This is a genomic window from Paenibacillus turicensis (assembly GCF_017873435.1).
GTDB lineage: Bacteria > Bacillota > Bacilli > Paenibacillales > Paenibacillaceae > Fontibacillus > Fontibacillus turicensis.
On sequence record NZ_JAGGKG010000005.1, the window covers coordinates 65315 to 88756 of the forward strand.

Sequence of the window (23442 nt, forward strand, 5' to 3'; positions counted from 1 at the left end):
TAGTCTGTACTATCGTGTGTGCTCTGCTAGTTATTTAGCAAGCGGGCTTTTTAGCTTTCTGTTTTTTTTACGTGTCTCACTTACAGCATAAATTATTAAACCAACTACGGTTGCTACATAAGGTAAGGTTGCAATTAACTCTGCTGGAATTTTTAATACTTGGAATGCATTCGCTAATGCATCTGCTGCACCAAACAATAATGAAGTTAATGCTGTTCCGACCGTTGTGCTACGTCCCATTGACTCAGCAGCTATCGCGATCCAACCACGTCCTGCAACCATATCTCTGGTGAACAATGATAAGTAACCCATTGACATATATGCGCCACCTAAGCCAGCAAAAAATCCACTGAGCAATAACGCAGTATACTGAATTTTTATGACACTAACCCCTACGGATTGTGCCGCATGTGGGTTTTCACCTACAGAGCGAATTCTTAAACCTAGCGGTGTACGCTTGAGCATATAATAAACAACAAACACTGCAATAATGGATAAGTAGGTTAAAATATGGTGTCCTGAAAAAATAGGCCCCAATACTGGAATATCCTTTAACAGTGGGATATCGATACTCGGTAAAACCTTACTTGGCAAAGAAGTAGATGACCCTTTATCTCCACTTAATAAATAAAGTAGAAATACGGTTCCCCCCGAAGCAAACATATTAATCGCAATCCCGCCAAGAATAATATGCGTTTTAAATTTCAAGGTAAAGAAAGCAAGTAAGCCTGCAATTAAGGTTCCTGCCATCACGGCACCAAGTAAACCAATCCATGCACTTTGCGTATAGGCACTAATAATGACACCTGCCAAAGCAGATACCAGCATAATTCCTTCCATCCCGATATTGATAATACCGGCACGATTCGAGATTAATGCGCCCAAGGCAGCGAACAAAATTGGCGTGGTAACCCTTAACACAGAAAAGGCAAAATCAGTTGTAAAAATAACATTAAATAAGCTATCTAAACCACTCATGACTCACGCGCCTCCTTCAGTAGCATCCGGTTTTTCCAGAACTTCAGGAATTGCTCTGCTGAAATTAACAAAATAATGACCGCTTGGATAATCGAAATCATTTCCGCAGGCACATCAGACAAGCGAGCCATAAGATCTGCTCCAATCCGAATATAAGCTAAAAACAGTGCTGAAGCGATGACAGACAAGGGATTATTTTTTGCCAACATGGCAACTAAGGCTCCATCAAGTCCATAACCAGGTAAGGCGGTCCACTGGAAGCGACTGTACATCCCCAGCACCTCGACCGACCCTCCCATCCCTGCAATAAAACCTGCAATAAGATGGACGAGAATAATTACCTTTGCTGTTTTCATCCCAGAATACTGTGCAAACTTACGGTTAGCCCCCGTCATACGTAGCTCATACCCCCATTTGGTTTTATAAAGAAAGTAATGAGCAAGTACAATAAGGATCAAAACGATAATTAACCCTGTATGAATACGTGTCCCTGGAATAATTTTGTCCAGCAATGCTGTTTTCTCAAATTTAAACGATACATTGGCAAATGCCTTTGCATCACGTAATTGATAATTTAACAGATACAAGCCAACTCCAAACAAAATATTGTTAAACATGAGGGAAGTAACGAGTTCATTCGCGTTCCACTTTGCCTTCAATATCCCTGGAATTGCGGATAAAATGGCACCTACAATAGAACCGATCAAAATGGCAACAATCGGGTGTAAGAAGCCACCTAATGACCAATGAATTGCAATTGCTGAAGCGACCACACCTGAGAAGTAGAAAATACCTTCTGCCCCCAAGTTAAACATGTTGGCACGAAATAATAAGGAAACAGCTAGTCCAGTAAACATAAGGGGAATCGCCATTTCAATCACATTTCCTATATGTCCCTTGGAGTTTAGTGGTTCAAGCAAAAAGATACTAATCGTTTTTAAAGGATTTTCACTAACAAGCGCAATAATAAGAAATGCAATGACAAGTGCAATCAAAATAACCGCCGCTGTGCGAATAACCTCAAAATATTTAGATTTAAACATGGTTCATCGCCCTCCTGATGTCCGCTGCATCCTGCCGTTTACTTCCTAGCATGTAAAGACCTAGCTCCTCTTCACTCATGCTTGACGGATCTTCAATATAAGCAACAATTTGACCTTCATACATGACCAACAAGCAATCGCTAATTTCTAGCACTTCATTTAAATCTGCGGATAAAAGCACAATTGCTCCTTTATTTTCTCTTAGCTCTAACAGCTTTTGATGGATAAGCTGTGCCGCACCAACATCCACTCCACGCGTAGGCTGTTCTGCAATTAAAAGCTGTGGTTCTGTGGAGCATTCCCTAGCCACAACCACCTTTTGCATATTCCCACCTGACAACATCCCAATTTGCTGCTTAGGTCCTGAGCATCGAATTTTAAAATCCTCGATTAGCTTGGTTGCTAAGCTGGCAATTCGTGAGCCACGAAGGAATACGCCATTGTTTATCTTTTTAGAACGGTAATGTGTAGAGATCATATTATCGGAAATACTTGCTTCACCCGCAGAACCTTGAGACATCCGATCCTCAGGAATATAAGAAACACCAAGGTTACGTATATTTAAAATGTTAGATTCGCGGATTTGTGTTCCATTCACCTCTACTGTTCCACTGCTAGTGACACCTACCAATCCACCCGTTAAGGCTTCGACAAGTTCACGTTGACCATTGCCCTCAACACCAGCAATCCCTACAATTTGTCCACCACGAACAGAGAAATTAATATCTGATAAAAGCGGTTTACCTAGCGGATCATTAACATTTAAGTTCTCCACTGTCAGTACAGGCTTTTGAATATCCAATTTCGGCTTATCATATTTCAGCACTACGTCTCGTCCAACCATTAGTCTAGAAATTTCTTGCTCTGTCACATCCGCTACCTCAAACACGCCTTCACTTCGTCCACCACGTAATATCGTAATGCGATCACAAATCGCTTTAACTTCCTTCAGCTTGTGCGAAATAAATACGATCGTATGCCCATGCTCCTTGAGTTGCTTCAACTCTCGGAATAATTCTTCTGTTTCTTGGGGGGTTAATACTGCAGTTGGTTCATCTAAAATTAAAATTTTTGCCCCACGAATAAGCGCCTTTAAAATCTCAACCTTTTGCTTCATCCCTACTGTTAAATCCTCGACCTTTGCTCTAGGGTTCACGGCTAAATTATATTTACGTGCGGTTTCCTCTGTCATCTGAATGGCTTCAGCATAATGAATCCCAAAGCCTTTACGTGGCTCCATTCCTAACACCATATTTTCAGCGACAGTAAATGAAGGCACTAACATAAAGTGCTGGTGCACCATCCCAATACCACGATCAATCGCATCTTGTGGAGATAGAAGTCTAACCTTCTCTCCATAAATATAAATATCGCCTTCGCTTGGCTCTTCCATCCCAAAGATCATTTTCATTAATGTTGATTTGCCTGCACCATTTTCACCTGCAAGCGCATGTATTTCACCCTCACGTAATGAAAAGCTCACATCTCGATTCGCCACAACACCGTTGGGATATACTTTTGTAATGCCTCGCATTTCCAGCAAAGGGGTTTCCATGTTCAGTCCACATCCTTCTAGCTTGTAATTTCGTAAAAAAAGGCAGCTTAAAGTCCCTCTTTGATGAAGGACTCCTTGCTGCGTTTCATTTATACTGATTGCAACGTAAAGCATAGGATGCCTTCATTACAATATAATGAGTCAAGTAGTTATAGCTTTATGGCTTAACCGCGTTACGAATTTTTTCAATTTCAGCAGTTTCCATGCCCATTGCATTATCTACTTTAATTTCTTTTTTAATTAATTTTAGCTTCACATCTTCAATTTTTGCTTGAATATCCTCTGGGAAAGCAGATTTGTAAATTTCATTTTCTGCAAGACCTACACCATCTTCTACGAAGCTAAGCACATCGCGTTTACCCATTTCAAGTGTACCCTCTTGTACTCTTTTTACAGCGCCTAGAATTGCCATATCAATTTTTTTAATTGCTGAGGTTACGATGAGATCGGCCTTTTCAGGATCTGTTTGCTTTAGCAACATCCCTTGGTCAGAGTCAACTCCGATTGCATATTTTTTCTTTTCCTTTGCAGCGTCGAAAATACCTAGCCCTGTTCCACCCGCTACGTTAAAAATAATATCTACACCAGAGTTATATTGAATAAGGGATAACTCTTTGCCTTTGGCTGGGTTAACAAAATCACCTGCGTAGGAAACGGCTACCTTCACATTAGGGTCAACATATTGTGCACCTTGAATGTACCCAACAAGAAATGCGTTAATGCCAGGAATGTCCATTCCACCTACAAAACCAATTACATTTTCTTTATTTGCGTTTGGCATAGAAGACTGAGTCGCATAGGCTGCTGCTGCTCCTGCCAAGAAGGAAACTTCATTAGTAGCATAAGTCATGCTGTACACGTTAGCTGGAGCTTCTTCAATATCGGTGTCATAGTTAATAAATTTTTTCTCAGGATTTGCTTCTGCTGTTGCATTAAACATTTCGGTAATTTCAGAGCCACCAGAAATAATGACGTCCCAGTCTTGAGATGCAATATCGTTGTAGGTTGGTTCCCACTTTGTTTTGTCTGCACCCATTTCAATAACTTTTGTGTCAGCGCCAAGAATTTCTTTTACTTTTTGCAAGCCGCTGTTTGCAGCATCAAAAAATGATTTATCTCCAAGTACACCTGGAATAAGCAATACAACCTTTAACTTTCCTTCTTGCTTCACAGCACCGTTATTTCCTTTGTTGTCTGTTGAAGCTGAATTCCCACCTTTACCTCCACACGCAGTGACCAATACCATGACCGCAGCTAACAATAAAATCAGCATATTTTTTTTCATCTCTATTGTCTCGCTCCCTTTTTGTAGTTTATTGCCAAAATTGCGTTAAAGACGTATTGAAAAATTTGTAAAACCATCCTAATAATCGTGTTTTCTGATTATTTTCAGAAAAAAACGTACATTTCATAACACTTTCATAGAAATAAACAGTCGAATTCCGAACATGGTGGCCAATCCAGTTGAAAAACTTCCGTTTAATTGATAAGATCATAACAAATATAGCTGCAAAAAATTATATGATTTCGGTCAATTTTTTGCACGATTCGGCTAAATCATCTACATAACTCAAATTATATTGTCGAATTTAATCATTAATTGTCGGAGGTGTCATGTTATGGATCGTGTATTATATATCGTAAATGCTGTGCATGACCCCAATACGTATATTCCTCCTCACCAGCATGAATGTTATGAACTTGTTTATTATGTCAGTGCGTTAGGCTCATCCAATGTAGGGACGAGAAATTTTCATTTCCGCTCTTCCTCCTTTGCACTTATTCCGCCTGGCTTCAAGCACGATGAAAAACATACACCAGAAGCAGAGGTGTTATTTATTGGCTTCATTTGTGATAATAAAAGTCTTCTTAATCTTGCTGGTGTTCACGATGATGACAAGGAGCACACCGTTTATCAAACCTTGCTACGAATGAAAGGTGAATTTCAGCGAAAACGCGAAGGCTTTACTGAGCTCATGAACCTCCAGCTTAGCGAAATTCTTGTTCATTTACTTCGAAACGTAGATAAAGGGCTGTCACCTTCTCCTGCTGAGGACCGCATCCAATACGTGTTAAATTACATGGACGAGCATTATTTACAGCGATTAACGATAGCCAGCTTAGCTGAATTGTCTGGGTACAGCTACGACCGTTTTCGACATGTATTTAAAGAACGTTATGCATTGTCACCTCTTCGTTATCTTTTACTAAAACGTCTAGATTATGCTAAATCGTTACTTCGCCACACACAGCTTCCCATTTCTGAAATCGCAGCTGTGTCTGGATTCGTAAATGATGCGCAATTTTGCAATATATTTAAGAGAGAGGTTGGGCTGACCCCTCGTAAATTTAGAACAAACAATAAGGGACTGGATCCGTTATAACTTGCGGACAGTCCCTTGCTACATTAATATAGACTCAAAAGCAAAATAACCTTTGATGTTGCTTTCTGCGTTCCAACCGAGAGGAGATAAACCTTAGTGTTTTGGCATAAAATTGATACACATCATCAAAAAATCATAATGATACTAATAATCTTTGTAATCCTACTTTCCAGCGTTATCGTACTTAGTTATGGCAATTATTTTCTATTGGGTGATCCCCTTCGCCCAAATAATGATGATGTGAAATACATACAATCAGCTCGCTTATTTTTAAATGAAGGCGTATTAGCCTATAATACAGGCAATTTACCATCTGCTTTTATTATGCCAGGCATGACGTTACTTTTAGCAGGCTTTATGAGTATTTTTGGACAAGGTGAGGCAGCCATCATTGCTTTTCGTTTATTTCAAGTGCTGGAGCAAGCGTTATGCATCTATTTAATCTATTGGTTAGGCAAACGATTTTTTAATGTCCGTGTAGGCGTTATTGCGAGTATTATAAGTGCCTTGTATTTGCCGGATTACTTTACAGCTGGTGTGATTTTATCTGAAATGACATTTCGTACATTACTACTACTATTAATCTGTGCAACCGTAATTGCACTAGAACGCAAGCAAGCTATATGGTACATGTGGATTGGGCTAATCGTTGCTCTTGCCGCCTATTTGAAACCACAAATCAGTTTATATCCAGCTATTTTACTCTTATTTTGGTGGAAGGACCGTCTTCCTTGGCGTCAGATGATCAAATTTATATGTCTACTTGGAGCTGTATATATCGTATGTTTATTACCATGGTGGATTCGAAATTATTACGTCTTTCATGAGCTGATTATTTTCACAAATTCGGGGGGGAGTCCGTTTTTATTAGGTACTCGCATTTATAACATGATGCCACCAGCGGATTTTTTTGCTGCTCATCCACAATATTCTCCTGATACGTTGTTTAATGGTGCGGACAAGGCTGCGATAGCTAAGGGGAAAGATATTCTAATTTATGGCTTTACTCATGAGCCACTTAAATATGTTTATTGGTACACAATAGGTAAACTAGTAGATTTGTATATGCAGCCTTTTTATTGGAAATCCATTTTTGGAATTAGCATTCCTGTAGTGTATGTACTACAAATTATTTTGACTAGTGTGAGTATTGTGGGGATATTTAAGGCAATTCGCAATCGAGTAACAGGCTTGCTTCCGCTTTATTTGATACTGATTTATTTAACGGGGATTTATATGCCTTTTATCGCATTTAGCCGTTATGGTTACCCTAACATGACATTGTTGATTTTATTTGCTGCTTATTATTTTGTGCAAAGAAGAGATAACATAAAAAATAAGCCTCCAAAGCCAATAAGCATGTGATGAAGCTTATGACTTTGGATGACTTAGACGGGTACAGCGCCCTAATTCGCTTGATAGGCGATACGGCCGTTGACTACTGTCATTTGAATCTGAACATCTAATAACTGATCAGGGTGATCCATTTGAAGTGGATTATCATTAATGACAGTGAAATCAGCGGCTTTTCCAACCTCAATCGAGCCACGCTCACCCGCTTCATTTACCGTTGCGGCTCCACCCATTGTAAATAATGAAATCGCTTCGGACATACTTAACTTTTCAAGAGGCAGATAACCTTCCTCACTTTGAAACTGAAATTGTTGATTTTGTGAAGGTTTTTTTCTTGTTACTGCCGCATGGATACCTAAAAATGGATTTAACGGCTCTATCGGAGCATCACTTCCACCCCCACAAATGAGACCCGCAGCTAGCAGCTTCCGCCAAGCATATAAGTACTCAGTACGCTCTGCTCCTACTCGATCTAATACCCATGGAAAATCGCTAACAACAAAGCGAGGCTGAATATCTATAATGAGTGGCAGCTTTTTCATTCTCTTAATTAAGTCTTCATTTAATACCTGTGCATGAATAAAACGATCCCTCAAGGGAGCATGGACTGGAAGTGGACAGTTTTCCATCGCAGTGAGCACCATCTGTGCAGCGCCATCTCCAATCGCATGTACAGCAATAGGAAAACCAAGCTTCCGTGCCTGTACAGTGAGTTCCTCCAATTCCTCTTGGCTATGAATTGCTGTCCCTCTAACCTCGGGCATATCACTGTATGGCTGTTGCAATAGCGCTGTTCTCGCACCAATTGCTCCATCTGCAAATAACTTAATCGCGCCCATCTTAAACCACTCGTTACCGTCACCGGCTTTAATCCCTAGCTCTTTAATCTCTGACATGTAAGGATGATACAACAATTGATGGGTACGAATATAGATGCCTTCTTCGTGTAGCTCCTGATGAATGCGATGCATCGTATCTACATTACCAATAAAGCGTAAATCTTCCGTATGCACACTAGTAAGTCCAAGCGATAAGGCATCAAGGCAAGCTCGTTTTATAATTTCCTTTTTAGTGCTATAATCCGGTTCTGGTTGTGCCTTTGTAAAAGCAAAATGAGCCTCCTCATATACCATTCCATTTAATTTTCCCTGTTCATCCCGCCCGAAGGAGCCAGATGGGGTATCCGGGGTATCCTGAGTAATACCAGCAAGCCTAAAAGCAATCGAATTACCAACATAGGCATGAAAGCAAACTCGCGTTAAAAAGATGGGATGCTCCATTGTAATGTCATCCAGCTCAGATATATGAGGTAATTCAGGTGTTGTAAACTCATTTTCATTCCAATTGAGTCCAACAATCCATTGTCCTACTGGCGTTTTTTGTGCTTCCTCTCTTATCATCGCTAACATTTCAGTCTTGGAAGTAACGCCACTAAAATCTAGCATACTGAGCTTCATCCCATGCATAGACAAATGCATATGAGAGTCCGTTAAGCCAGGTAATACGACACCACCGGCTAGATCAATAGTTTGATACACTTTAGCACCTAGTTGGAGTTTTAAATCTGATTTAGTCCCGATCGCAGCAATCTTACCTTGCTCTACAAAAATAGCATCAACAAAACGGCTAGCAAGCTTACTCTCACCACTAAGCATTGGAAACGTACCATTTATATATAAAGTTCCTGACATGATCTATCCTCCACTCCCTAACTTGTAAATTAAAAATCACAAAAGCTGACACCTCTCACAGAGTAGCGTCAGCTTGTACTTGCTTCGATTCATTTTTTGCATGTAGCCCTGCTAAAAATGCTTCTATATTATATTCAATACTATCCTCAATTTCATACATCATTCCAAAGCTTCCTTGTTGCTCTAATGAAGCAAATCCATGAAGCAAGCTACGAAAACCTCTAGCCGCATGTAATGCTTCAAGATTATTTAAATGGAATGCCTTTTGGATTGTAGAAGTAATCAAGGAATTAACACCATCCCCTGCATGGCGAAGCTCCTCATCCTCAGCACCTGGTGCATACAACATCGCTTCATATAAGCCCGGACGTTCTCTAGCAAAAGAAAGATATGCCTTACCCATATTAACCAGGGCAACATCCTCCTTTTGATCTTTAGAAGCAACAAGTAAAAGCTCCTCTAATTGATCCAAGCTATCTAAAGCCATGACTTTACGTAAACCGTTTAAACCCTCAATATGATTATATAAAGAAGGGGGGCGAATCCCTAACTTTTGCGCTAACGAAGTTAAGGTTACCTCACCTAGCCCCTTTGCGTTGGCAATCTCTTCTGCTGCTTGTAAAATAACACTAATTTTTAATCCTGTACGTGGCGACATCCTGTTCTCTCCTTCTTAAACTTTTTCATGAATCAGGATTCATCCTCGCTAAAACGCATACGATATACAGGTTTATTCTCTAGTCCTCGTATCAATGGTGTCCATACTTCATGTTCTGGTAGTGCCCCAAGTGCATCCTCTACCATTTGTAGCTTAGCATCTAGTGCATCAATATGATGTAAAGCAACAGCTTCAGGTAATTGTGGTTGTACAGGGCTTCCCCATTCACCTAAATTATGATGCGATAACACTAGATGCTGCAAGGCTAACACTTGGTTCGATGCTAAATCAATATCAAGCTTAATCGCCGCTTCTGTAATCCAAGTTGCCACCATTGCAATATGCCCAATTAATTTACCAGGAGTACTATACTCTGACACAATCCCATATTCAGCAAGCATTTCCTCTGGCTTTGCAATATCATGCAAAATGATACCCGACAACAATAAATCTTTATTTAAAAATGGACGTTGCTGAGTCAAAAACTTGCCTAATTCTAACATACGTGCAGTATGATACGCTAATCCACCAAAATAATTATGATGATGGCTTTTCGCTGCTGGATAGTGAGCTAACTTATCCCCTATTTTATCTAGGCAAAATTGTACAATACCTCTCATTATATCATCATTAATTTGGTCGGTTGTCATTTTAATGATATCTACCAATTGATCCGAAGGGATCGGGGCAGCACTAATAAAATCAGTTAGCGTGATGCCTTCTTCCGCTTTAACAGGTCTCATCTGAATAATTTTTACTTGTAGACGCTCACGATACGTATGCGCGATCCCTTTAACCTTCACAAGCCCCATTCGAAAAAAAGTTTCTTTATCATATGATGATACATCCCATAACTTCGCAGATATTTGTCCCGTTGCATCACTTAACACAATATCCATGTAGTCTTTAGGGGGTGTATTATTCGTTTGTTTAATTTCTAATTCTTTTAATAAGTAATATCCGATGAATTCTTCTTGATTCATCATTTCTTTAACTTTAGTCAAATGCCTTCCTCCTCAGCAGACTATAGTCTAACTGCACTATATTCTGTAGACGTGATCCGTTCTATTATACTACGATCAGTCATTTGAGACTATTAATTTGATAAAGTCGATATAAAAATAGTTTAATAGGCCATAAAAAAAGCTAATTAGATCGCCATCATAGCAACCTAATTAGCTTTAATATAAACGTTATTTTAAATCATTGTTACCATACTACCATCTTAAAACCCTTGCTTTTGTACATATTCAAGCCATTGTTTTTTATACGCTTCTTGTACCTTTTCAAGACCTGCGCTTTTTGCTTTATCCATAAATGTAGCTAAGCCTTCGTCTACATTATCTACAAGTCCTGCAAGCAATGGATATAAATATTGCTTTTCTACCTGCTCTAATGCGGCACGTTCTGCTTGATACGCCGTGTAGTCCTCTGCAAACCCATTAAACTTATCAGGCACTTGAATTTTGTCTAATTCATCAAAGATTGCTTGAACACCATCAAAGTTTTTATCAAATAACATGTACTCAGGGTTTCTCCACGCCCAACCGTTCATCCCTTCACGCGGGAAGCCATTAGAAGTGCTATCGCCAATCATTTCATACTTGCCTTCACTATTCACTTTATAGTTTTTACCTTCAATTCCGTATTGCGTAGGTAAGTTGTAGCGTTTGTCTGTAACCATTTTTTCATAAAAAGCTAATGCACGCTCAGGATTTTTACTACTGTTCGGAATTGCAAAGCCATTATGAATCGGATGCACTGGTGTCGCAACGCCTGTCTTTAATGGGAATGGATAATAGCCAAGCTTCCAATCTGGGTGCGTTGATTGTAGCTTAATTACCATGTCATTAAAACGAGTTGGGTTATCACCAAGAATCGCAGCGGCTTTCCCACTATTAATTGGATCCTGTAATGTATCCTTTGAGTTTAATACGTTTTTCTGAATAAACCCTTTATCCATCCAACGTTTAAATGTTGTTAAATCATCCTTTTGTTCGTCTGAACCCCAATAGGAGTATATATCACTTGGTGTTTTATATTTAACTCCCAAGCCATAAGGTAATGCGCCAATTTGCTCATGTGCAATTTCACGGTATACATACATCAAGTTATTTTTAACATCTGAGTTCATAGATAGAGGTGTCATTGTTGGTTCATTTTGCTTAATTCCATCCAAATAAGCTTCAAAGGTTGGAATGTCTACTGGCTTAGGAAGATTATATTTCTCTCTTAAATCTTCACGCCATACAAAACCATTCGTAACATATTCCTTGTATGTTGCTGGGACCGTAAATATTTTGTTATCAATTTTTACCGCTTCCCACATGTCTTTAGGTACAAACTTTTGCAGCTCTGGTGCAGCCACAGGTAATAACTCATCTAGCGGCTTAAACGCACCTTTTTTTGCATACGCTTGATATTGTGTCCAATCTGCGGTGAAGATCAAATCAATGGGTTGACCAGAGGATAAAAGTAATTTATATTTCTGATCCCAGTCTGTCCACGTTGTGAAATTAAATTTCACGGTTGCATTTAAATCTTCTAAAGCAAGCTTGTTAATAATCTCTTCAATGGCAGGTAAATCTTTAGGTGCATCCCCTAGCATGTAAAATTGTAATTCTACTTTTTTAGAGATATCCAAACCGCTTGCAGTCACTTTTGCTCCTGCTTTGTCCCCTCCTGCTCCCTTATCTCCCCCTGCGTTCCCAGAGTTTCCTCCACATGCACCAAGTATTGTCGACAATAAAAGAATTGCAACCATGGTAAACATCCATTTTTTACGAGACTTCATACTTTCATCCTCCCCTTGATTTATGTGACTATATGTCAGCCGGATATATTTTATATGCTCCGGTTCTAACCTTTTACAGCGCCAATGGTCAAGCCTTTGACGAAATAACGTTGTACGAATGGATATAAGAATAGGATGGGACCTGTAACGATAATGGCCATCGCCATTTTTGTAGATTCCGTAGGTAGATCTGTACCCAGCGAAACCCCTGTACCTGCACCCATTTGCGAGATGAAGCTCATCGCATTAACCACATTGTACAAATAATATTGAAGCTGATATTTTGCAGGCGTATTAATGAACAATGACGATGTAAACCAGTCATTCCAATAGGCTAAGGCAAGAAACAAACCTACCGTAGCGATGCCTGGCATCGACAATTGCAAAACAATCCGATAGTAGATTTTAAAATCATTTGCCCCATCTATTTTTGCTGATTCCACTACCTCATCTGGAACTGCCGAGCGGATAAAGTTTTTCATTAATATAATGAGAAAAGGCGTCATTAAGCCTGGGAAAATTAACACGGTATACGTATCTGTGAGTCCTAGATACTTAGTTAACCAAATGTACCAAGGAACTAATCCACCACCAAACAAGGTCGTGAAGTAAATAAAGAAGGCAAAGCCATTCCGGTATTTAAAATCCCTACGCTGAAGCACATATCCTGTCATTGTAATAATGAATAAGCCTAATGCCGTGCCGACCACTGTTGTAAATATGGTGACGCCATATGCTGTTAATACCTGCTTCGGAAAACGAAAGACGGTTGCATAACCCTCCAATGAAAATACAGTTGGGATAAGATGAAAGCCATCTTTGACAATCGCTTCATTTGAAGTAAAGGAAGCAGAAATAACTAATAAAAATGGAAACAAACAAACTAAGCTAATCAGTGTAATTATAAGATAGGCAAAAAGCCGGAACGATTTAGCATATTTTTCATCTTTAATACGCATACCCACCAAGACCTCCTCAAGTTCTATACATCCCATTAATTGGTTTTAAATGTAACCCCAGCTACTCCAGCATTAGAATAAGGCGTATTCGTCGTTGATTTTACGAATAATGTAATTCACCGTCATGACAAGTACAAAACCAAACAACGATTGATATAGTCCTGCGGAGGTTGCCATTCCAATATCAAAGGTCACCTTTAAGGAACGATATACATACGTATCAAGAATGTCTGTTGCATTGTATAACAACCCGTTATTACCAACTAATTGATAAAACAGATCAAATTGTCCTTTCATAATGCTGCCAAGTGCGAACAGTAATAATACAACAAAGGTTGTCTTTAGCATTGGCAATGTAATATACCAAATCCGTTGGAAGATGTTGGCGCCATCAATTTTTGCTGCCTCATAATATTCATCACTGATCCCAGTAATGGCGGCTAAGTAGATGACCATGCTATATCCAAGATTTTTCCACAGATAAAAAATAATGATAAGAAATACCCACATCCAAGGCGTATTATATACATCTAATGGCTGCATCCCCAAACCTTTTAGCATTGTGTTTAAGAATCCGCTTTCATAATTAAATAGGTTATAAACGATAACACTTAAAATAACGAAGGATACGAAGTAAGGTAGGAACATTACGGATTGCGTAATTTTTTTGAACCATTTTGATTTAAGCTCACTGAGTAGAACAGCACAAGCGATTGCAAGCACATTACCTAGCACGATAAACGCTAAGTTGTAGCCTACGGTGTTTAAGGTCAGCTTCGTCAACAATCCCGATTGCCATAAATATTTGAAGTTATCCAAGCCAACAAACACACTATCAAACAAACTTGTGTTGAAATCAAATTGCGTAAAAGCATAATAAATACCGACCATCGGAATATAAGAATTAATAATGAAGAAAAGCACCGCTGGTAACAACATGATAAACAAAATCCGGTTGGTCACAAGCTCATGTACAAAACCTTTTTTCTTGTTCATCTCTCATCCGTCCCCTTAATCAATATCGTGTGTCTTCTGTAAGGCTGTGTCATTATTGTATAGGGGGAGCTAAATAAGCCGCTAGAGTAACTTTAAAGCAAAAGTGAACTTTTTTGTCATTGGCATAGTGAAACAATTTTCCTGATATGAACTGCTCATATGTGACTGGCATATATAACAGCTATGTTTAATAAATATTAAATTAGTTCACTCAGGTACATTTTGTTCAATAGGTTTGTGATCATTATTTCAGTAATAGGAAATTTTTTCATTATCACTTTTGAGTAGTGAACAATTATAATATGATTAAAAATGTAAACGCTTTCGGTTACATACAGAGAGAAAATGTCATTAAGGGGGAGACTTGCATTGACAAACAATACACTTCAAGCGCGTAGCAAAATGTACAGTCGGTTATTACTCAGCATCACCTTATGTATTGTTGTAACTTTATTGTTATCCTCTACTTTTTATTTCTTTAACTATGTCAGATTAGACCTGAAGCAAACGTATCAAAACGACCTAGTCAGCCTTACGGAAAACAGTAGTGAAGTGATCAATATGCGAGAAAGTGCACAAACCTTATCGTTTCAAATTTATCGTAGCTACATGATTTCAAAGCTGATGTTTTATGCTAAGCCTAGTATTTATGATGTAACAACTGCCATGGGTGAATTATCTAACTATATTAATTCCATCCCTTATATTGATTCGATCTATGTGTACAATCCTGCTGGTTCTGCATTTTATGTTGTATCTGCCAATGGGCAAAATGGCATTTACAAGCCAAATGAAATTACAGACAAAGGAATTATTAATATTTTACAAAATTTCAAGGATTATAAAGCCTTTACGCCCATCCCTAGAACCTATGTCGATACATTACACGAAAACGAAAAGCGAAGTGTGTATAGCTACTTATGTTTTGATGCGATTGGTAATCACCAAAGCCTTAACTCTGCTGTCATCGTAAATATTTCATCAGATTGGATTAATAAGGACGTTAGCCGTCAAGCCCAAATGGGACAATCATTTATTTTAAACGATCAAGGCATATTGTTAAATCGTAATGGTCTAGAGCCAACTGTATTAAGCCAAAAGGATGAAGCTTTGTTAAAAAATCGTATTGTAAATCAAAGCTCTAACTATTTTGTAGATGAATTTCAAGGACATAAATCTTTGATTTCCTTTACTTCAGCAGATTCCCTAGACTGGCAATATATACGAATTACACCTTATGAGTTGATTACATCTAAAATTGCTTCTATTCGTAATACAACCATCACAACGGCAGCCATTATTTTAATTGTAGGTTTGCTATTGTCTTGGGGAGCTTCACATTTAATCTATAGACCCATTCAGCACATGTTAAAGCAAATGAAGGCATTGGAGTCAGACAAACGTAATCATTCCTATACGCTACGTCAGCATCTGTTAAAGGAATGGCTACAAGGTGTTTCATCTCCTACTTCAAAGGCACAAATGCAACGTGCCTTGTCTGTGGGAGTTTCCATTCCATTCACTGCCCCATATGGCATGATCTTGCTTAAAATCGATCATTTTTCCAGCTTAAAACAAGAACGTCTTCAAGATTTAGTCGTATATAAATTCGCGATTATGAACATCAGTAGTGAAATTTGCTCCAAAGCTTTTCAGGTTGAATCTGTTGATATGCAGCAAGATGATATTGTCTTAATTTTAAGTACGAATGAAATACTAGAGACATTACCTGATGATCACATGGATTTACTTGCAACACAAATTCAAGTGGCAAGCCTTGAATATTTACGTATTAGCCTATCCGCTACTTATTATCCGATTAGTAATGATCATACGGAATTAAGTGAATTATACTCACAGGTAAAGGAAGCTTCCTTACATCGTTTGTTTTATGGTCATGGTTGTAGAATTAATTCCCGGGAAATCGCTGCACTAAAAACCAAGCAATATCACTATCCAAAAGAAAAGGAAAAAAAATTAATAGAGACTTTAATGAGTCTCAAAATAGAAGATGCAACAGATCTATTAAATCATATTGTGCTAGAAATGAAGGATATGAACTATTCTAAAATTTCGCAAGCGTTAACTAGACTCAGCATGACGATCCAAAATGCAATAACGACGATTCAAAAAAATAATATGTTGGGTGAAACCATCTCCACTCAAATCCCAAGATTAGAGGATTGCGAGATAATCGAACAATTTATTAAGGCTCATATCGCCTTGTTTGAACATGTCCAACATGAGCTTAGTCAAAGACGCAGTACAAAGCAAAGCCATCTCGTAGAAGATATCAACTTGCTCATTGAAGAGCACTACAGTGATCCCGAATTATGTCTAAACATGATTGCAGATAAGTTTCAGTTATCACCAATCTATATTAGTCGCTTATACAAGCAACATACACAAGAAACAATTATCGATGTCATTAATAAAATTCGTTTAGATCATGCCAAACAATATCTAACTCAAAGTAATGCAGCCATTACAGGTATTGCAGAGCAATGTGGATATACGAGCAGCTCTTATTTCCATCGTATTTTCAAGAAAAACTTTGGCGTCACCCCTGCTGAATATCGTAAAAGCTACAGTAAAATATCATAAATTTTACAAATATTCATAAATGAACTTGATAAATAAACCTAAATGGAGTAAATTAAACATAAATACAAACCTAAACAAACATTTAAGAACTATAAAATTATAGTGATTATGTCGTTTTGGGGTAAAATGCGTTTAATATCAAACTAAAAGGAGCGTTATCATGGAAAGACGTTATGCTTCACATCCTAATGAGGTCAAGCAATTTGATACAGATCGACTAAGAAAAGAGTTTCATATTCCAAAATTATTTACACCAAATCAGCTAGAGCTTGTCATTTCCCATGAGGATCGTTTAATTATCGGGGGAGCTCATCCTGTAGATCAACCTGTCCCATTAGAAACAGATTTAAAAGAGCTAGGTGTTGGATTTTTCCTTGAACGCCGTGAAATTGGCATTATTAATATTGGAGGTCCAGGCACGGTTACTGTCGAGGGTACAGTTTATGAGGTTAACAATAAGGAATGCTTATTTGTTGGAATGGGCAATAAGGAAGTCATTTTCAACAGCACTGATTCCACGCAGCCTGCTAAATTTTATTTAAACTGTGCACCTGCACATCAAAGCTATCCAACTGCAAAAACGTCCTTAGGAGAAGCTGATTCCTCTTCTTTGGGTGATATCACAAGCTCTAATGATCGAGTCATTCACCGTCTTATCCATAATGAAGGCATTCAGAGCGCACAACTCGTCATGGGCTTAACTCAATTGAAGTCTGGGAACATGTGGAATACGATGCCAACTCACGTGCATTCTCGCCGTATGGAAGCTTATCTATATTTCGATTTACCTGAAGACGCTGTTGTTGTCCATCTTATGGGTGAACCTACTGAGACACGTCATCTTATTGTAAGAAATGAAGAAGCGATTATTTCACCTAGCTGGTCAATTCATAGTGGCGTGGGTACTAGCAATTATACATTTATATGGGGAATGGCTGGCGATAACAAAATTTATTCCGATATGGATGCCGTAAATATGAAGGACTTAAAATAACAGATTGTAAACTATATTACGTTGAGCCCCCTTTGGCTCAATATAAATTTTTGAATGAATTCTAGAGAGATACAAAACGGAAGACAGAGAGATTGTGGAACAATGGAATGGTTGCATTTAAAACAGCAAGTGAAACAACTCTCTGGATGCAGTGTGCATATTATTCATTACTTTTATTACGAGTCAATATTTATTATGAGGAGTGACTAAATTGGACTTATTTAATTTATCAGGCAAAACTGCACTTGTCACTGGTGGCTCAGGTGGGCTTGGACAAGGCATTGCACTAGCACTTGCCGAAGCTGGAGCTAACATCGTATCCGCCTCCTTGTCTTCAAGTGAAGATACAATAAATCGAGCAACTGCTCTCGGTGTGAAGGGGCTTAGTATCGAAGCTGATTTGAGTGATCATAGTCAGCTTGGTGATCTATTTGAGCAAGCGCTTAAACTAACCGGACAAATCGATATTTTAGTGAATAACGCAGGCATTATTCGCCGTGCCCCTGCTAAGGATCACAGTGCACAGGACTGGTTTGATGTCATTAATTTAAACTTAAACACTGTATTTTTACTATCCCAGCTTGCTGGTAGACATATGCTTGAAAGAGGAAGTGGCAAAATTATTAATATCTGCTCGATGCTTTCCTATCAGGGCGGAATTAACGTTCCAGGTTATACCGCAAGTAAACATGGGATCGCAGGGGTAACCAAGGCACTAGCCAATGAATGGGCACACAGTGGCATCCAAATTAATGGGATTGCTCCAGGCTACATGGTAACAGATAACACGGCACCTATTCGCCAAGACGAAAATCGCACGTCCTCGATTACTGAACGTATCCCTGCAGGTCGTTGGGGAACGCCAGATGACGTTAAAGGTCCTGCCATTTTCTTAGCTTCTACAGCATCTGACTACTTAAATGGGCACATCTTATGCGTAGATGGAGGCTGGATGGCTCGGTAAGCTTTACGTTCGGTATCTGGGTTAAATATATCTGTATAGAAATAAAAAAAGAGTCGTTCTGTAACTCCAGCCTTTTAATCCTTTGGATAAAACAGGCTGGGTAACCAGTCGGCTCTTTTTTTTGTATGAGAACCTTGACAACCAACCCACATTAGCGAAGAGACAGAGAGTTTCTGGAGAAGCGATAGCAGCCGTCTTTAAAACTAGATTCTCACTATAAACTTTATTCAGGGAATCTAGTTTTAACAACGGTCGTAAGAACTCTCTGAAACGTAGCCTCTATCTGTGCATCGTTGTCAAGTATGGATTTAATTCATTTATCAGAGGTTGCCCCAATTGCAATCCAAGATATAAACCCAAAACCATTCCCCTCAATATGGAACGTATTTATACGAGAAAGTGTAAGTGTGGCTGAATGGGTAGATTGTTCTTTTAGTGTGACATAATAGCTAGGATGATTAGACATGGCAACTAACACATATTGTGAATGCTCAAATGGCTGTTCAAATTGAATGACGAGCTCTGAAGCTACTGCTGTATTTTGATGTAAGAAAGGTACCATCCCAAATTGTTGAAGAGCTGGTTTTCCCTTCAGTGTATGAACCGGTGTTTCCTTCAATTGCACAGAACTAATTGATCCAGGTTGAATATGTGACTCATCAATAACCTGCTCTGCTAAATGATATCCGCATACTGAACGAGCTGCCAAATGCTCACTTTGCACTGCACCCATTTGAAGTTGATTCGCCCCCACCGAATCTTCCTTCAATATACTCTGATCCACGATATCTTCTTGTAAATGGGCACGTGTGATGGATGCGGGTCTAATCTGTTGTTCATTAATTCCACCTAACGGAAGTAGCCCTTCTTGTAGTAACTCAAGCGAAAGATGATTTTTGCTGATTTCGTTAGGTGCAATATGATCATAGCCAATAATCTCTTCGCCAAGTGCTTCACTGGTAATTGCAGATGGAGCAATATGATGAGATTGAATCGCATATTGAGCAATTTTACCTTCTGTTATACTTTGATTCGCTAATGTAGCTGCTGTAACACTGCCAAATGCCAGCTTCTCTGTAGTAATACTGCCATCCGCAATGTGTTTTTGTTGAATAGCTTCTTCACTAATATGTTCAGAACCAATGGCGTTGTCACTAAGCTTACTACTTGTTATACTCTTGTCATTTAAATGACGTGTTTGGACCGCGCCCTCCTGCAACACACTTTGATCCACAATATTATTTTGTAAATGCGTGCGATTAATCGATAATGGGGCAATCTGGCGTTCATTTATACCACCAGCAGGTAACAAACCCTCCCCTTGCAATTGTAGGGATAAATTTTTCTTCTCGATCTCAAAATCTGCAAGATGGTGGCCTTGGATAATCCCTTCTTCTAAAGCTTCACTAGTAATAGCGCCGAGTGCGATATGATGTGCTTGAATTGAACCACTTGCTATTTTGGTTTCAGTAACACTTTGATTAGCTAAGGCCGCATTAGTGACACTGTCTTGTGCCAGCTTTTCTCTTGTTACACTCCCGTTAGCAAGATGATTACTTTGGACTGCATCATCTGTAATATGCCATGATCGAATAATATTTTCATCCAGCTTTTTACCTGTAACACTCTGATCTTTAAGATGACGAGTTTGAACAGCCTCTTCTTGTAATATAGCTTGATCTACAATGTTATTTTGTAAATGTGAGCGATTAATTGCTAACGGAGCAATTTGCTGTTCATTCACACCCTCAGTTGGCAATAAGCCCTCCTTAAGGAGCTGAAAGGATAAACTTTTCTTCTCAATCTCATGATCTGCAAGATGGTGGCCTTGAATAATCCCTTCTTCTAAAGCTTCACTAGTAATAGCACCTGGTGCTATATGATGAGCTTGAATTGAACCACTTGCAATTTTAGTTTCAGTAACACTTTGATTAGCAAGCGTGTCATTAGTGACACTAGCTTCATCTAGCTTTTCTCTTGTCACACTGCCGTTTGCAAGATGGTTACTTTGGACTGCATCATCTGTAATATGCCATGATCGAATAATATTCTCATCCAATTTTTTCGTCGTGACACTTTGATCTTTAAGATGCTTTGTATCAATCACGTCTTCTTGTAGGTGCGTAGCTTGAATGGAGGAAGGTGCAATTTTAGATGAAGTCACACTACCTTCTGCTAGCTTATTTGATGTAACAGCCAAGTCGTTTATTTTATCACTCGTTACACTTTCTGGGGATAGTTTCAGAGCCGTAACTGCGTAGTCCTGTAGATGCTGCGAAAATATCGCTTCATTCGCCAAATGTTCGTCATTTACAGCACGCGCTTGGAGCTTAGCCCCACTTATACAATGATCAGCTAAATGTTTTTCCCCAATCACACCTGGCTTCACATGGTTAGCTGTAATTTGATGATTTCCAATATGCCCAGCACTTACTGCTCCGTCTGCTAACCTACTGCTTGTAATACTTCCTTCTTCAATTTTAAAAGTGGTCACGCTGCCATCGGCAAGATGTTCTTCTTTGATAACCTCTTTTGTTAAATGTTGTCCGAGAATGGCTTGCTTCGCCAGCTTATTGCTATCTACACTACCATCGGCAAGGTGTTGATTATTAATAATCCCATCCTGAACATGCTTAGCTTGAATGGAATCATTCATAATTTTATTAGAAGTAACACTTCCTTCTGCTAATTTCGAGGTCGTAATTGCAGAATCGTTTATTTTATCACTCGTAACACTTTCTGGTGAAAGCTTTAATGAAGTGACCGTATGATCTCTTAAGTGTTGTGAGGATATACTTTCTTTTGTAAGATGTTCTTCACGAACAGCTCCTTTTTGTAACGTTTCAGAGCTAACACTGGCATCCGCCAAATGCTCTTCACCAATTACACCTGGTGCTATGTGCATAGCTAGCACCTGCCCACGCCCAATGTTGCTAGCCTGCACCGCTTCTTCTGCTAAGCTATTGGATGTAATGCTACCTTCTTCTAGCTTGAATTCGTTAATACTGCCATCTGCTATGTGCTGATTTAATATCACTTCTTTTTGCAGATGTTTGGAGGTTATGCTTCCACTTGCCAATTTCTCACTAGTGACCACTTCTTTATCCAAGTGATGAGTTAGCACTGCTGCATCGGCAATTTTTTTAGATAAAATACTTTGATCAGCAATTTTTGATGAGGTAACGGATTGTTCAATAAGTTGAATGGTACCTACAGATTGATCAGCTAATTTACTTGCGGATACACTACGATCCACTAAATGATTTCCCTTAATTTCACCAGTAGCGATCTGCGCACTTGTAATTGTACCTTCTTTTAGATGGTATCCTTCAATTGCACCTTCAACTATATGTCTAGCTTCAATAATGTTATTTTCAAGATGTACAGAATTGACAGAACCCGTTTCAAGTTGCTTTACACCAACACTACCCTCAGCTAATTGATCTTTACCAATACTATTTGGAGCTAAATGAGTGGCTTGAATGGCATTTGGAGCAAGATGTTCCGCTTCAATCGTACCTTTTTGTAGCTTATTCCCTGTAATTGAATCATCTTTAATTTTTGAAGCTGTGACGGATTGATCTCTTAATTTGGCATTATCAATAATGTCATTAGCAAGATGAACAGAATGAATAACACCACTTTGAATTTTTTCCCCAGTTACAGCTTGATCTTGGATTAAGTCAGTAGTGACAATCCATTCCTTTAAATGTTTAGATTCGATCGATCCTTGTGCTAACTTATCTCCATCTATAACGCCATCTGCTAACTTTTGAGAAGTAATACTCCCATCTTGAAGTTGATCCCCAGTAATTGAGTCATTACGAATCATTTTTCCTTCAATTGCATCCTCGTTAATATGTTGTGAAGAAATAGAGTTAGGTGCAATTTTAGACGAGGTAACCGAGGCTTCACCTAATTTAATGCTTTGAACTGAATAATCCGCAAGCCATGCAGTTCCAATAGAGCCATGTTTAATTTTAGTCCCATCAATCGCAAATGGGGCTATTTTCTCTGTCGTTATGCTAGCATCCACAAGATCATCGCTATAAATGACAGCTTGTTTAGTGGGATAATCAGGGTTACGCTCACTTAAAATATCCTCAACAGTCACTTCATTATCTAGCGAGCTAGCTTCTGTTACCTCATCATTCACTTTATGCTCCAGCTTCACTTTTTCATTGTCATTCTGTTGCTCGTTATTCTTTCCTCCATTTCGCTTCACTTCATTAATACTTACTTGAATGCTTTTTGGCTCATCTTTTTCTAATTGATGGTCCTTCTCCTTCGTTTCATCCAACACAACACTTTCGGTAAGACTGGCAATTTGTGCTTGTAACGTAGTCTGTGGATTAGAACTACTTTTACGCTTCTCAAGCAACAAAAGCTCATTCATTTCAGGATCGTCCACATGATAAAGAGTTTTTTTCTTTTTATGTGACGAATAGGACGTTTTTTTCTTCACAACG

Annotated in this window: 16 protein-coding genes; 5 read left to right on the forward strand and 11 right to left on the reverse strand. The window is 38.8% G+C overall.

From position 1 onward, the window contains the following. Nucleotides 1–30: 30 nt before the first annotated feature. The 4 genes from J2Z32_RS06970 to J2Z32_RS06985 all read right to left on the reverse strand — a co-directional run bounded on the left by J2Z32_RS06970 (nt 31) and on the right by J2Z32_RS06985 (nt 4861). Nucleotides 31–978 carry an ABC transporter permease gene (locus J2Z32_RS06970; protein WP_210088462.1) on the reverse strand — a complete coding sequence of 316 codons (948 nt, stop codon included), beginning with the start codon at nt 976–978 and terminating at the stop codon, nt 31–33. Then, nucleotides 975–2021, reverse strand: a complete 1047-nt coding sequence (locus J2Z32_RS06975; protein ID WP_210088463.1) for an ABC transporter permease — start codon at nt 2019–2021, stop codon at nt 975–977. Before J2Z32_RS06975 ends, J2Z32_RS06970 begins: the two co-directional genes overlap by 4 nt. After that, nucleotides 2014–3576, reverse strand: coding sequence for an ABC transporter ATP-binding protein (locus J2Z32_RS06980; protein WP_210088464.1), 1563 nt, complete (start codon nt 3574–3576; stop codon nt 2014–2016). Before J2Z32_RS06980 ends, J2Z32_RS06975 begins: the two co-directional genes overlap by 8 nt. A gap of 157 nt (nt 3577–3733) precedes the next feature. Then, nucleotides 3734–4861, reverse strand: a complete 1128-nt coding sequence (locus tag J2Z32_RS06985) for a BMP family ABC transporter substrate-binding protein (RefSeq protein ID WP_210088465.1) — start codon at nt 4859–4861, stop codon at nt 3734–3736. Nucleotides 4862–5195: 334 nt separating this feature from the next. Between J2Z32_RS06985 and J2Z32_RS06990 the strand changes: the two genes are divergently transcribed. Continuing rightward, nucleotides 5196–5960, forward strand: a complete 765-nt coding sequence (locus tag J2Z32_RS06990; RefSeq protein WP_210088466.1) for a helix-turn-helix domain-containing protein — start codon at nt 5196–5198, stop codon at nt 5958–5960. A gap of 240 nt (nt 5961–6200) precedes the next feature. Further along, nucleotides 6201–7325, forward strand: coding sequence for an ArnT family glycosyltransferase (locus J2Z32_RS06995; RefSeq protein WP_342453930.1), 1125 nt, complete (start codon nt 6201–6203; stop codon nt 7323–7325). Nucleotides 7326–7366: 41 nt separating this feature from the next. Here J2Z32_RS06995 and J2Z32_RS07000 read toward each other — a convergent pair whose 3' ends face one another. From J2Z32_RS07000 to J2Z32_RS07025, 6 genes are all read right to left on the reverse strand, one after another. After that, nucleotides 7367–8968, reverse strand: a complete 1602-nt coding sequence (locus tag J2Z32_RS07000; protein WP_425342984.1) for an amidohydrolase — start codon at nt 8966–8968, stop codon at nt 7367–7369. A gap of 91 nt (nt 8969–9059) precedes the next feature. Then, nucleotides 9060–9662 (reverse strand): TetR/AcrR family transcriptional regulator, encoded by a 603-nt coding sequence (locus J2Z32_RS07005; RefSeq protein WP_210088469.1) that lies wholly within the window; start codon nt 9660–9662, stop codon nt 9060–9062. A gap of 32 nt (nt 9663–9694) precedes the next feature. Further along, nucleotides 9695–10666 carry a 3'-5' exoribonuclease YhaM family protein gene (locus tag J2Z32_RS07010; protein WP_210088470.1) on the reverse strand — a complete coding sequence of 324 codons (972 nt, stop codon included), beginning with the start codon at nt 10664–10666 and terminating at the stop codon, nt 9695–9697. Nucleotides 10667–10887: 221 nt separating this feature from the next. Then, the gene (locus J2Z32_RS07015) at nt 10888–12456 is read right to left on the reverse strand and encodes an extracellular solute-binding protein (RefSeq protein WP_210088471.1); all 1569 of its coding nucleotides are present in this window, start codon (nt 12454–12456) and stop codon (nt 10888–10890) included. 65 nt (nt 12457–12521) lie between these two features. Further along, nucleotides 12522–13415 carry a carbohydrate ABC transporter permease gene (locus tag J2Z32_RS07020; protein ID WP_210088472.1) on the reverse strand — a complete coding sequence of 298 codons (894 nt, stop codon included), beginning with the start codon at nt 13413–13415 and terminating at the stop codon, nt 12522–12524. 72 nt (nt 13416–13487) lie between these two features. After that, a complete protein-coding gene (locus tag J2Z32_RS07025) occupies nt 13488–14411 on the reverse strand; it encodes an ABC transporter permease (protein WP_210088473.1) in 924 nt (307 codons plus the stop codon). A 369-nt stretch (nt 14412–14780) separates the two neighbouring features. On the opposite strand from J2Z32_RS07025, the gene J2Z32_RS07030 reads away from it, so the two are divergent. The 3 genes from J2Z32_RS07030 to kduD all read left to right on the forward strand — a co-directional run bounded on the left by J2Z32_RS07030 (nt 14781) and on the right by kduD (nt 18973). Further along, nucleotides 14781–17015 carry an AraC family transcriptional regulator gene (locus J2Z32_RS07030; protein WP_210088474.1) on the forward strand — a complete coding sequence of 745 codons (2235 nt, stop codon included), beginning with the start codon at nt 14781–14783 and terminating at the stop codon, nt 17013–17015. Nucleotides 17016–17175: 160 nt separating this feature from the next. Then, nucleotides 17176–18009, forward strand: a complete 834-nt coding sequence (kduI, locus tag J2Z32_RS07035; protein ID WP_210088475.1) for a 5-dehydro-4-deoxy-D-glucuronate isomerase — start codon at nt 17176–17178, stop codon at nt 18007–18009. Nucleotides 18010–18220: 211 nt separating this feature from the next. After that, the gene (kduD, locus tag J2Z32_RS07040) at nt 18221–18973 is read left to right on the forward strand and encodes a 2-dehydro-3-deoxy-D-gluconate 5-dehydrogenase KduD (protein WP_210088476.1); all 753 of its coding nucleotides are present in this window, start codon (nt 18221–18223) and stop codon (nt 18971–18973) included. Between the two features lie 313 nt (nt 18974–19286). Here the strand turns inward: kduD and J2Z32_RS22630 are convergent, their stop codons facing one another. Beyond that, entirely contained in the window at nt 19287–23438 is a 4152-nt protein-coding gene (locus tag J2Z32_RS22630) for a WIAG-tail domain (RefSeq protein ID WP_210088477.1), read from the reverse strand. Nucleotides 23439–23442 lie beyond the last annotated feature (4 nt).

Excerpts from the sequence above, each read along its gene's own strand:
- kduI (WP_210088475.1), top strand. The coding sequence starts at position 17,176 with ATGGAAAGACGTTATGCTTCACATCCTAATGAGGTCAAGCAATTTGAT.
- J2Z32_RS06990 (WP_210088466.1), top strand. The coding sequence starts at position 5,196 with ATGGATCGTGTATTATATATCGTAAATGCTGTGCATGACCCCAATACG.
- J2Z32_RS06975 (WP_210088463.1), bottom strand. The coding sequence starts at position 2,021 with ATGTTTAAATCTAAATATTTTGAGGTTATTCGCACAGCGGCGGTTATT.
- J2Z32_RS07015 (WP_210088471.1), bottom strand. The coding sequence starts at position 12,456 with ATGAAGTCTCGTAAAAAATGGATGTTTACCATGGTTGCAATTCTTTTA.
- J2Z32_RS06970 (WP_210088462.1), bottom strand. The coding sequence starts at position 978 with ATGAGTGGTTTAGATAGCTTATTTAATGTTATTTTTACAACTGATTTT.
- J2Z32_RS06980 (WP_210088464.1), bottom strand. The coding sequence starts at position 3,576 with ATGGAAACCCCTTTGCTGGAAATGCGAGGCATTACAAAAGTATATCCC.
- J2Z32_RS07020 (WP_210088472.1), bottom strand. The coding sequence starts at position 13,415 with ATGCGTATTAAAGATGAAAAATATGCTAAATCGTTCCGGCTTTTTGCC.
- J2Z32_RS07025 (WP_210088473.1), bottom strand. The coding sequence starts at position 14,411 with ATGAACAAGAAAAAAGGTTTTGTACATGAGCTTGTGACCAACCGGATT.
- J2Z32_RS07005 (WP_210088469.1), bottom strand. The coding sequence starts at position 9,662 with ATGTCGCCACGTACAGGATTAAAAATTAGTGTTATTTTACAAGCAGCA.
- J2Z32_RS06985 (WP_210088465.1), bottom strand. The coding sequence starts at position 4,861 with ATGAAAAAAAATATGCTGATTTTATTGTTAGCTGCGGTCATGGTATTG.
- J2Z32_RS07000 (WP_425342984.1), bottom strand. The coding sequence starts at position 8,968 with ATGCTTAGTGGTGAGAGTAAGCTTGCTAGCCGTTTTGTTGATGCTATT.